The sequence below is a fragment of the Eubacterium sp. AF15-50 genome (assembly GCF_934835595.1).
Taxonomy (GTDB): Bacteria; Bacillota; Clostridia; order Lachnospirales; family Lachnospiraceae; genus Eubacterium_G; species Eubacterium_G segne.
This window is the reverse complement of record NZ_CAKVZL010000074.1, coordinates 1-11,310: the sequence shown is the minus strand read 5'-3', so window position 1 is coordinate 11,310 and position 11,310 is coordinate 1. Positions and strand designations below refer to the sequence as shown.

Genomic DNA, 11,310 nt, shown 5'->3' with positions numbered 1-11,310 from the left:
GTTCAAATCCTATCCCCGCAACTCAATGCCCAGTTAGCTCAGTTGGTAGAGCAGAGGACTGAAAATCCTCGTGTCTCTGGTTCGATTCCGGAACTGGGCATTTTTATGTAAAAAAATAAGCAGGAAACACTGATTTATTATGAATCTTGTATTTTCTGTTTTTTTTATGTGATAATGGAAAAAAATATACTTTATGAAGTTTCTAATATATTTTCATTTTTTAGTTAAAGAAATATATTTCCAAAAGTCCAAACTGCTACTACCAAACACAAAACAACTACACTAGTTCTAATTATCAAAAGACTTTTATTATTTAGTGTAGGTTCTATCTTTTTTTTATAAAAATACGAACCTAAAATTAATATGATAAATATTATAGGTATGATTATTCTTAGTAATCCGTTTTTATAAATCAAATCTGTTACCTCTTTTCTAATTTATATACTGTATAAATGTAATGCCTGTGTAGATCGCGTGTAAGCATTACATTTTTTACTGTTTTTGCTTCAGTTTACTATAACACATACATCTGCAATTGCAAATAGTTCAGGGAGGTTTGTCAAATTATTAAGATTTTAAGAAAAAACAAACGTATAGCAATATTAGTTTGATAATGTTCCTAAATCATAGTAGAATAAAGTGAAAACAAAAGTAGCGATTAGTGTTATACAGGTACGGAGAAAAGAATGAAGGAACATCAGGCAAGGGAATATATTTTCGAGGAAAAGGTAAAAAAATTACTGCAGGATAGCAGGTATATATCAATTATAGAGGAGGAGGTTCCGGGGCGTAGCGGATACCATGACATACATGCCTATGGTAGGATAAATGTGCCAACAGCGTTTTTATATCCGGTGCGAATTATATGTCAGTATAAATATTATGCCAAAAACAGGGTAGAGTTAAATCATATAAGGGATTTTGGTGGCATAATGGCTGATATTTCAGAAAAAAATTATACCATAAAAGGCGAAGCAAAAAATATCCCGGATAGGTATACTTATTCGGGGTGCTTTTTTAGTGCCACGGCTTTTTCAAGAGATGCACAGGAATATGCATGGGCTCACAACATATTTATGGTGTCTTTAGAGCGAATAGGAGTTATGCAACCTATACTTAAAAAAATTGATAATTTCGTGGCAGGGTTAAGCGAATCTACCATAAATAATATTACAAAACAGGAATTGTTAGAGGGGTACGAAAGAGAGGTAGAGGAAGAATCAGTTATGCCGGAGGCGGTAATTGGAATTGTAAACGGAGTATATCCGGTAATGATTATGGGAAAAAAGGATTGGCTTAAGCCGGTTTTGGAGGAAGCGGAAAATTCAGAGATAGGCAAGGTATACATTGACAGTGTTTACCGAAGTGAAAACCAGTTTGAGGCAAATTTTGAGCTTAATTTTATGGAGAGCAGTGGAGAGTTTTCAGTGCCTGTGGCGGTTTTGGAGAAGCTTATGGAAAGGGAAGATAACAACACAAGAGATCATGTGGTGTTTAACGTGGATATTCCATATGTTACAAAAAAAGGACGTAAAATATTTATATCAATGGAAGTTTTTGTGGAAGGATTTAACAGGGGCGATTATACAAATAAGCAAATAAGCTTTTTTCAGCTATAAGGTATAGTTACTTATAAAAAGGAATAGAAAATGAGTCATATATTGTACGATAAATTAATAGAATACGGAAAAAATGGCAAATATCCCTTTCATATGCCGGGACATAAGCGAAATGACAGCATGCTTTCAGGAATGGATCCCTTCGATATTGATATTACTGAAATAGCGGATTTTGATAATCTCCATCATCCTCAGGGCATTATAAAAGAGGCAATGGATAGGGCAGCGTCCTACTATGGAACAGATAGAACATGGTTTTTAATTAATGGAAGTTCCTGTGGAATTTTAGCTGCCATAAATGCAGTGACAGATATTGGGGATAAAATAATAATAGGAAGAAATTGTCATAAAGCGGTGTATAACGCCATGACAATTAGAAATCTTAAAGGAGAATATTTTTATCCGGAATATGTTAGTGAACTGGGAATAAACGGAGGATATAATCCTGAAATATTAGAAAAACTGCTAAGGGAGAACAAAGACACAAAGGCAGTGGTTATAACATCCCCCACCTACGATGGGATAGTATCTGATATTGAAAAAATAGCAGAAATTACCCATAAATACGGGGCGGTGTTAATTGTTGATGAGGCTCATGGAGCACATTTTAGAATAAGTGATAAGCTTCCGACACCGGCGTACAAATTAGGGGCAGACCTGGTTATAGAAAGTGTTCACAAAACATTGCCGTCCATGACACAGACAGCGGTTTTGCACAAATGTGGCAACAGGGTAAAAGAAGAAGAAGTGGAGAAAACTCTGGGAATTTACCAGTCATCAAGCCCTTCATATGTGCTTATGGCATCTATTGACAGGTGTATTGATGTTATTGAAAATTATGGTGATAACTTCATGGGAAAATTGTTAATAGCCCTTAATAATTTCAGAAGCAATGTTAATAAATTAAAAAGCTTTTATGTGCCGGGAAAGGAAATTGTAGGAAAGTTTTCCGTATATGATATGGATCCTACAAAGCTGGTAATATGCATAAAAGCACAGGCAGGGGATGGTAAATGGCTTTCAGATATATTAAGGAAACACTATGGATTTGAAATGGAAATGGAAGCACCGGAATATGTTCTGGGAATTACAGGTATATGTGATGATTTAAGCCAGATACAAAGACTTTATGAAAGTTTGAAAGAAATAGACAGCAGTATTAGTTATAAGGAAAAGACCTGTGACGCAGCAGAATTTGAACTTACAAGAAATGACAGGGCAATGTCTGTTTATGAGGCACAGAAATCAGAAAGTGTACCGGTTAAAATAGAAGAGGCACAGGGAAAAGTTTCAGGGGAGTTTCTTTATTTATACCCACCGGGAATCCCTCTTTTAGTGCCGGGGGAAGTTATTTCCCATAAATTAATTAGTCAGGTAAAAGAATTTAAGAAAATGAATATGAACATTAACGGATTAGCGGATATGGAAAATAAATACATTAAGGTTATTAAATAGATTAAGAGGAAGTAAAATGGCAAAGATTTTTTTTGTGTTGGGAAAAAGCTGTAGCGGGAAGGATACAATTTTTAAAAAGTTAAAGGAAGACAGGGAATTAAATTTAAATACTGTAACAGGTTACACCACAAGACCCATGAGAGAAGGGGAAATTAACGGTGTGGAGTATTTTTTTGTAAATAATGAGGAACTTGAGGCTTTAAAAAATCAGGGAAAAGTAATAGAGTGCAGGGATTACAACACTGTTTACGGAGTTTGGAGTTATTTTACGGTGGATGACGGACAGATTAATCTTGAAAAAGGAAATTATTTGTACATAGGAACACTGGAATCCTATGAGCAGATGGTTAGATACTACGGAAAAGAGGTAGTTGTTCCTATTTATGTGGAAGTGGAAACAGGAGAAAGGCTGACAAGAGCCGTAAATAGGGAGAGACAGCAGGAAAATCCTAAATATACAGAGCTTTGCAGAAGATTTCTGGCAGATGAAGAAGATTTTTGCGAGGAAAATATAAAAAAAGCGGGAATCAAAAAGAGATATGAAAATAACAGTCTGGAAAGATGCATAGAAGAGATAGTTGAAGATATTCGTGATTTTATGGTATTATAAAAGGTGGGTTTGTGTCAGATAATATTTAGCTCAAACCTTAATGTGCAAATTCATTTTTAAGATAGGAGCGAAATATGGAGTCAGGAAGGATTCTTGGACAAAACCATATAATTAAACATTTTGAAAATGCCATAAAAATGGGAAAAATATCCCATGCCTATATTATAAATGGTGAGGCAGGTTCAGGAAAAATGAAACTGGCAGTTCATTTTGCCAAGGCACTTCAATGTGAAGCAAATAATCCTGATGCATCTGATGGAAATATGCAGTTTGATTTTGGAGAAGGCACAGGGGAAAAGAAGGAAATTACCGGAGTTGCCTGTGGACATTGTAAATCCTGTCACCAGACAGATTCGGGAAACCAGCCGGACATAAAATATGTAACTCACGAGAAATCAGGTATAGGCGTAGATGAAATAAGAGACCAGATTAACAATGATATTGATATAAAGCCCTATAGCAGCAGATACAAAATTTATATTGTTCCTGATAGTGAAAAAATGACGGTGCAGGCGCAAAATGCCCTGTTAAAAACCATTGAGGAGCCACCGGAATATGCAATAATTATTTTGCTGACAACTAATGCAGATATGTTTCTTCAAACAATATTGTCAAGATGTGTACTGCTAAACATAAGGCCGGTAAAGGAAGAGACCATTAGAAATCAGTTAATGTCTGAGTATGGCATTGGAAATTATGAGGCTAATGTGGCAGCGGTTTTTGCCAATGGTAATCCGGGAAAAGCCATAAAGCTGGCTACATCTGAGGATTTTAAGGAATTAAAGCAGCAGGTGGTAGGCACACTTCTTTCTTTAGAGAAAGGCGGAATGGACATTATAACCCAGAGGGTTAAGGAAGCAGGCAGTTTTAAAAATCAGATAGATGATTATTTCGGGCTAATGCAAACGTGGTTCAGGGATGTACTTTTGTACAAGGCTACGGGAGATACGGAAAAACTTATTTTTCAGGATGATTATCACGAAATTGTGGAAATGTCAGAAAAAATATCATATTTTCATATAAATATTATTTTAAAATCAATAGACCAGGCATGGAACAGAATTAAATCAAATGTTAATTTTGATATTACCATGGAGGTATTGTTTTTATCGATAAAAGAAAGGATAAAAAAATGATAAAAGTTATTGGAGTCAGATTTAGACAGGCAGGAAAAATTTACAATTTTGACCCGGCAGAGTTGGAAATAAAAAAAGGAGACCATGTTATAGTGGAAACGGCAAGAGGCATAGAGTATGGCTATGTTGTTTTTGGCGTAAAGGAGGAAAAGGAAGAAGATGTGGTTATGCCTTTAAAAACTGTTATAAGGGTGGCAACACCGGAGGACGACCAAAAGGCACAGGAAAATATTGAGAAGGGCAAAAAGGCATTCAAAATATGTAAGGAAAAAATTGCAAAGCACGGCCTTGAAATGAAATTAATAGATTCAGAGTATACTTTTGACAACAATAAAGTTTTATTTTATTTCACAGCTGACGGAAGAATTGACTTTAGAGAGTTAGTAAAGGATTTAGCTTCGGTTTTTAAAACAAGAATTGAGTTAAGACAGGTGGGAGTGAGAGATGAGGCAAAAATGTTAGGCGGCATAGGAATGTGTGGAAGACCACTGTGCTGCAATACTTATTTGTCAGAGTTTATACCTGTTTCAATTAAGATGGCTAAGGAGCAGAATTTGTCACTTAATCCCACAAAGATTTCCGGAATATGCGGAAGACTTATGTGCTGTCTTAAAAACGAGCAGGAGGCTTATGAACACTTAAATTCTAACCTTCCAAATGTGGGAGAAACTGTTAAAACCTTTGACGGATTTAAAGGGGAGGTTACAAGTGTCAACGTTTTAAGACAGAAGGTTAAAATTGTTATTGAACAAAATGATGAGAGAGAAATCAGGGAGTATTCTGTAAACGAGCTTAAGTTTAAGCCTAAGAAAAAGAAGTTTGATTTGGCAGCAGATGAACTTAAGGAACTTAAAGGACTTGAGGATACAGAAAGTTCAAAATTGGACTAATGGGAATAAATTTATGGAACTAAAAGGAAATGAACGCATTGTGGACTTAGAGCGAAACGGCTATTGTATAATTCAGGACAGGGAAAGATTCTGTTTTGGCATTGATGCTGTTTTACTTACCGGATTTGCCGCAGTAAAAAAAGGGGAAAAGGTGCTGGATTTAGGAACGGGAACAGGCATTATTCCTATACTTTTAGAGGCAAAGACAGAAGGAATGCATTTTACCGGTCTGGAAATTCAGGAAGAAAGTGCGGACATGGCAAGGCGAAGCGTTATGCTTAATAATATTGCAGATAAAATCGATGTGGTAACCGGGGACATAAAGGAAGCGGGAGAGATTTTTGGAAAAGCATCCTTTGACGTGGTGACTACTAATCCACCATATATGACAGAAAATCACGGACTTAAAAATCCTGAAGAGCCAAAGGCAATAGCAAGACATGAAATTAAATGTACCTTAGAGGATGTTGTCAGGGAAAGTGCTAAGGTTTTAAAGCCCGGTGGAAGATTTTATATGGTTCACAGGCCCAGAAGGTTAGTGGACATTATTGAGATTATGAGAAAATATAGAATTGAGCCTAAGCGTATAAGAATGGTACATCCTTTTTCAGACAGAGAAGCCAATATGGTTTTAATTGAGGGAAGAAGGGGAGAGAGACCTATGATGAAGGTGGAGCCTCCTATTGTTGTTTATAAGGAACAAGGCGTGTATTCTGATGAAATCCATGAGATATATGGTTTTTAATGTTTTAAGTAAGGAAGAAAAATGGCAGGAAAATTATATTTGTGTGCTACACCAATAGGAAATTTAGAAGATATTACTTACAGGGTGGTAAGAACCCTTAAGGAAGTGGATATTATTGGTGCGGAGGATACCAGAAACAGCATAAAGTTATTAAATCATTTTGATATAAAAACACCTATGACCAGCTATCATGAATTTAATAAATATGATAAGGCAAAGGTTTTGGTGCAGGAAATGTTAGATGGAAAAAATGTGGCATTAATAACTGATGCAGGAACGCCGGGAATATCAGACCCGGGAGAGGAACTTGTAAGACAGTGCTATGAGGCAGGGGTGGAAGTAACTTCACTTCCCGGTGCGGCAGCATGTATTACAGCTCTTACCATGTCAGGGCAGAAAACAAGGAGATTTTGTTTTGAGGCATTTTTGCCAAAGGATAAAAAGGAAAAATCAAGAGTTTTGGAGAGCCTTAAGGAGGAAACCAGAACTATTATTATATATGAAGCACCTCACAGATTACTTAAGACTTTAAAGGAATTAATGGATGTATTAGGTGACAGACCACTTACGGTATGCAGGGAACTGACAAAAAAGTATGAGGAAGCTTTTCAGACAACTTTCTCAGAATTAATAGAGAAATATTCCAATACAGATATAAAGGGAGAGTTTGTTTTAGTAATTGCAGGAAAACCTGAAGAGGAATTAATAGAAGAAAAGCGCAGGCAGTGGGAAAAAATGAGTGTTCAGGAGCATGTTGAATATTATGTAAACCAAGGCCGGGACAAAAAAGAAGCCATGAAGCTTGCGGCAAAGGATAGAGGCGTGTCTAAGAGAGACATTTATAATGAATGTAACAGATAGGATAAGGAGTAGTTTATGAACAAATGGGCAAGGAAGTTTGTTGCGGGAATTTTAGCAGCAGCTATGATTTTATCAGTTTACACACCGGGATATGTAAAAGGTGCAGAGGAAGAAAATCTGGGAACAGTTACCTTTGACATAGAAAGAATGACTATTGGTCAGGGCTTTTACATGGAGCCTGTTAAGGTGGAAATAAAGGCAGGAGATAATGTAAAGACGATTTTTAAAAGAGCCCTTAAGGATATGGGAGGAACTTATACAGCTACAGGGGTAAAGACTTTTTATCTTAAGACCATAAATAATGCAGATGCAGGAACGGTGAATATTCCAAAAGAAATTTCAGCCATGCCTGATTACTCATATACATATGTGGGAAGTGACGGTGAGGAGCATAGCGTTTCTTATAAGGCACCTACAAGTAGTGTAAATATAGGAAATCAGTTGGAAAATAATGCATTAGGTGAATATTCATATGGCGAAATGGCGGGATGGATGTTTACCATCAACAATGAGCCGGCAAGTGAATCAGTTAATTACATACCTGTAAAAGATGGAGATGTTATACGACTTCAGTTTTCAGTTTATGGTTATGGAGCTGATTTAGGATATGATACGGAAAGCTACACCGGTATTCCTAAACTCCAGATGGCTAACAGGGATGCACTTTTAAAGGAAGTGGCGGAAACTAACGAAAAGAAAGATTACTGGATGGCATATCCAAATGTTAAATCAGCATATGATAAGGCGTTTCAGGTAGCAAAGGAGTACAATCCTACACAAAAGAATGTGGATAATGCTTTGGCAGCATTGCAGGGAGCAAAGAAGAAACCCACATATCCTACAGTGAAAACCGCTTCCATAAAAACAGTTAAAAATGTTAGAAAGTACAAGGCTAAAATTTATGTAAACCAAGCATCAGGAGCAACAGGATATCAGTACAAATATTCCGTAAGCAAAAGTTTTAAAAAATCAGTAGTAAAGACCACATCAAAAACATATATAACAACAAAGAAATTAAAGAAAAAACAGGTATGCTATGTGAAAGTCCGTGGTTACAGAGTGGTTAACGGAGTTCGTATATATGGCAAATGGAGTAAGGTTAAAACCGTAAGGATAAAGAAATAATCAGCTATTTAAGTTACAAAATGAAGGAGTTATACAAATATGAAAAAAAGGATTGTCTGTGTAATAATGATATTATTGCTAATAAGTACAGTACCTGTATGTGGGGCAACTGCATTAACAAAGGCCCAGACAGATAAGTATTTGTATGACATTTCATATTATGAGCAATATAATATAACAAAACCTTCCTATGGAAGTGTAGGCGGGGAATGGATGGTAATGGGGCTTGCCAGATATGGAGCCGTTACCCGGGAAACTCTTTCTACATACAAAAGCAATTTAAAGGCATATGTGAAATCCTGTAACGGACAGTTATCTTCCAGAAAATATACGGAGTATGCAAGGGTTGTTATTGCACTAACAGCTATAGAGGAAAATCCGGAAAATTTTGCAGGATATAATCTCGTAAGACCATTAGCTGAATATGACAGGCTTATTAGTCAGGGATTAAATGGTATTATTTATGGATTAATTGCCCTTGATTGTGGAAATTATGATATTCCAAAGCCTGAGAAAAATTACACCGGAGAGGTTACAACAAGGGAAAAGCTGGTTAAGACTATTTTAAACAACCAAAAATCCGATGGAGGCTGGAATTTTAGTGGCACAAAAGCTGACACAGATATGACAGCTATGGCAATTCAGGCACTAGCTCCATATATGAGTGAAGAAAGGGTAAAAAAAGCTGTGGACAAGGCAGTGGACTGCCTTGGAGAATTGCAGCAAAGTGATGGAGGATATGCTACATCTAATGTTAAAAACTGTGAAAGTACGGCACAGGTTTTAACGGCAATTTCCACAATAAATGTAAGTGTAAAGGATTCAAGGTTTATAAAAAACGGAAATTCCGTAATAGATGGTTTAATGAAATATTATAAAAATGGTGGATTTAGTCATGCTCAGGGAGGAATGATAAATCAGATGTCCACGGAACAGGCGATGTATGCTTTAACTGCCTATTATAGAAATATTTCAGGAATGAACAGACTTTTTGATATGTCTGACGGAATTACCTACAAAAGCATTGAAATAAAAAAAGCAGATAATTCAAGGGAAAATATCGAAAATAAAAATAACAAAAATAACAGGTCAGGAAACAAAAATTCAAAAAGTTCTAAAACCGTGAAAAAAATAAACAATACAACAACCTATTATCAGGAAAAAACGTTGCCGGAAACAACAACAATTAAAAAGTCAAAGAAAAAAGGAAAAAAAACTGTGGAAAATGAAACCATAGTAGAAACTGAAATTGAAACGAAAAAAGATGGAGAAACGATAGTTGTTACTAAAATAGTTGAGGAAACAACGGAAAACAGTAGTAGTGAGGAAAAACAAAAGAATAATAATGGAATAATTATTTTGCTGGGAGCCATAGTTATAGTGGCAGCAGGAACGGTAATAATTATAAAAAAAGAAAAAGTAGCTAAAAGCCATAAGTAGTGGTTTTTAGCTACTTTTTGTTATGATAACTTAATAACATTATTGGCAAATTCAGCCCAGTATTCGGAAACTTTGCCTATAAACTTAACTTCGTCAAAGTCGGAATTGCCAAGGGTACGTCTTACCTCACGGGTAAAGAAACTGTCATCTCTCTTAAGCTCATAAGGAAGCCTGTGCCATTCTAAAACACGTATTTTAGTGGCAAGGGCATTAAAGTATTCACGGTTATATGTATCCTTAAATGCCGTAACTAAAATAGTTATGTCATTATCGAAAAAGTTTACATTATCAAGATATTCATTTAACTGGTCATAAAAAGTTTTGCCATTGGTGTCAATATCCACAATAACAAGAGTCTGCTTTTTGTAATTTTTTAGGGTATTAACAGCAATTGGCGTATTTTTGTTTCGCAGTATGGTATTTACAATACGCTGACAGCTTTCACCATCTTCACCTTCTAAGGACTTTTTCATTAATTCATAATAATTTTCTCCGTAATATTCCATGTACTGCTCAGGATCATTGCAAATGGCAGTAAGGGAAGCAGCTATTAAATCCACATCGGATGTTGCATATCCCGGAAGCTTCTTTGCAGGAATGTAAAGTCCACGACTTTTCCTGTAATCCTTGTAGTCAGGAAGATAGAAAAGTATAGGTCGCTGTGTAATTAAAAAATCATAAAAAATTGCAGAATAATCTGTAACTAAAACATCTGTAACAGTAAGAAGTTCACTGGTATCAATTGTAAAAGGAACTAAAAACTTACTTAAATCAGGGTCTTTTGCCAATGCTTCGTACAAATAATAGTGAACCCTGAGACAAATCTGATACCGGGTTTCATCAATGGCGCCGGACATTTTTGAAATGGCATCTTTAATGCCATCTAAATTAAAGTCAACGGAATTAACATTTCCACGCCATGTAGGAGCATATAAAATGATTTTTTTATTAGTGTCAAAACCGCAATTCTCCAACCGCTTATACACAACTGCGGTATTGGAATTTAAAATAGTATCGATTCTGGGATATCCTAATTCAAGAATCTTTCCCTGAAAAATTCCCTCTAACATAAAGGCATGCTTGTACAATGTGTCTGTCATAAAACGGTTGGCAGACAACAGATAATCAGCCATAAGGAAGTTGCGGACTAAATCCTTGCTGTTTTCCACAGGCTGGGAATGATTATCATAGCCTACGTGCTTAAAAGGAATGCCACAACATGTATTTATGTAAACCTGATCAACTCTTTTTTCAAAGAAATAATCAAAGTAAGAGTTGGTTATTAAATATTTACATGTGGCTAAATATTTGTAGTAATCATCAGAGCCTTTCTGAACAATAATAACATTGGAATATTCAGAATATTCCTTTAAATTATCACCGGTTTTTTCAATGTCAGCCACAGCCCACACATGGGTATACTGACTGG

10 protein-coding genes and 1 tRNA gene are annotated in these 11,310 nt (G+C 35.9%); 10 read left to right on the top strand and 1 reads right to left on the bottom strand.

Annotated features, from left to right (window positions below; translation table 11 throughout):
- Positions 1–27 precede the first annotated feature (27 nt).
- The 10 genes from Q5O73_RS08355 to Q5O73_RS08310 all read left to right on the top strand — a co-directional run bounded on the left by Q5O73_RS08355 (position 28) and on the right by Q5O73_RS08310 (position 9,881).
- Positions 28–100, top strand: a tRNA-Phe gene (locus Q5O73_RS08355).
- A gap of 586 nt (positions 101–686) precedes the next feature.
- Complete coding sequence (locus Q5O73_RS08350) at positions 687–1,619, top strand: hypothetical protein (protein ID WP_021952423.1); 933 nt, start codon at positions 687–689, stop codon at positions 1,617–1,619.
- Between the two features lie 30 nt (positions 1,620–1,649).
- The gene (locus Q5O73_RS08345) at positions 1,650–3,074 is read left to right on the top strand and encodes an aminotransferase class I/II-fold pyridoxal phosphate-dependent enzyme (protein WP_302669456.1); all 1,425 of its coding nucleotides are present in this window, start codon (positions 1,650–1,652) and stop codon (positions 3,072–3,074) included.
- A gap of 16 nt (positions 3,075–3,090) precedes the next feature.
- Positions 3,091–3,684: a guanylate kinase gene (locus Q5O73_RS08340; protein ID WP_186840717.1), complete on the top strand. Its 594-nt coding sequence runs from the start codon at positions 3,091–3,093 to the stop codon at positions 3,682–3,684.
- Positions 3,685–3,758: 74 nt separating this feature from the next.
- The gene (locus Q5O73_RS08335; RefSeq protein WP_302629424.1) at positions 3,759–4,820 is read left to right on the top strand and encodes an ATP-binding protein; all 1,062 of its coding nucleotides are present in this window, start codon (positions 3,759–3,761) and stop codon (positions 4,818–4,820) included.
- Entirely contained in the window at positions 4,817–5,710 is an 894-nt protein-coding gene (locus Q5O73_RS08330) for a stage 0 sporulation family protein (RefSeq protein ID WP_302669455.1), read from the top strand. The genes Q5O73_RS08335 and Q5O73_RS08330 overlap by 4 nt, the downstream gene beginning before the upstream one ends.
- Before the next feature lie 13 nt (positions 5,711–5,723).
- Complete coding sequence (locus Q5O73_RS08325) at positions 5,724–6,455, top strand: tRNA1(Val) (adenine(37)-N6)-methyltransferase (RefSeq protein ID WP_186840715.1); 732 nt, start codon at positions 5,724–5,726, stop codon at positions 6,453–6,455.
- 21 nt (positions 6,456–6,476) lie between these two features.
- Positions 6,477–7,316, top strand: a complete 840-nt coding sequence (gene rsmI, locus Q5O73_RS08320; RefSeq protein ID WP_186840714.1) for a 16S rRNA (cytidine(1402)-2'-O)-methyltransferase — start codon at positions 6,477–6,479, stop codon at positions 7,314–7,316.
- A gap of 15 nt (positions 7,317–7,331) precedes the next feature.
- A complete protein-coding gene (locus Q5O73_RS08315) occupies positions 7,332–8,441 on the top strand; it encodes a DUF4430 domain-containing protein (protein WP_118589629.1) in 1,110 nt (369 codons plus the stop codon).
- Positions 8,442–8,480: 39 nt separating this feature from the next.
- Entirely contained in the window at positions 8,481–9,881 is a 1,401-nt protein-coding gene (locus tag Q5O73_RS08310; protein ID WP_186840713.1) for a prenyltransferase/squalene oxidase repeat-containing protein, read from the top strand.
- A gap of 20 nt (positions 9,882–9,901) precedes the next feature.
- On the opposite strand, the gene Q5O73_RS08305 is transcribed toward Q5O73_RS08310, so the two are convergent.
- On the bottom strand, positions 9,902–11,310 hold a 1,409-nt coding region (locus Q5O73_RS08305; RefSeq protein ID WP_302669454.1), incomplete at its 5' end, for a CDP-glycerol glycerophosphotransferase family protein.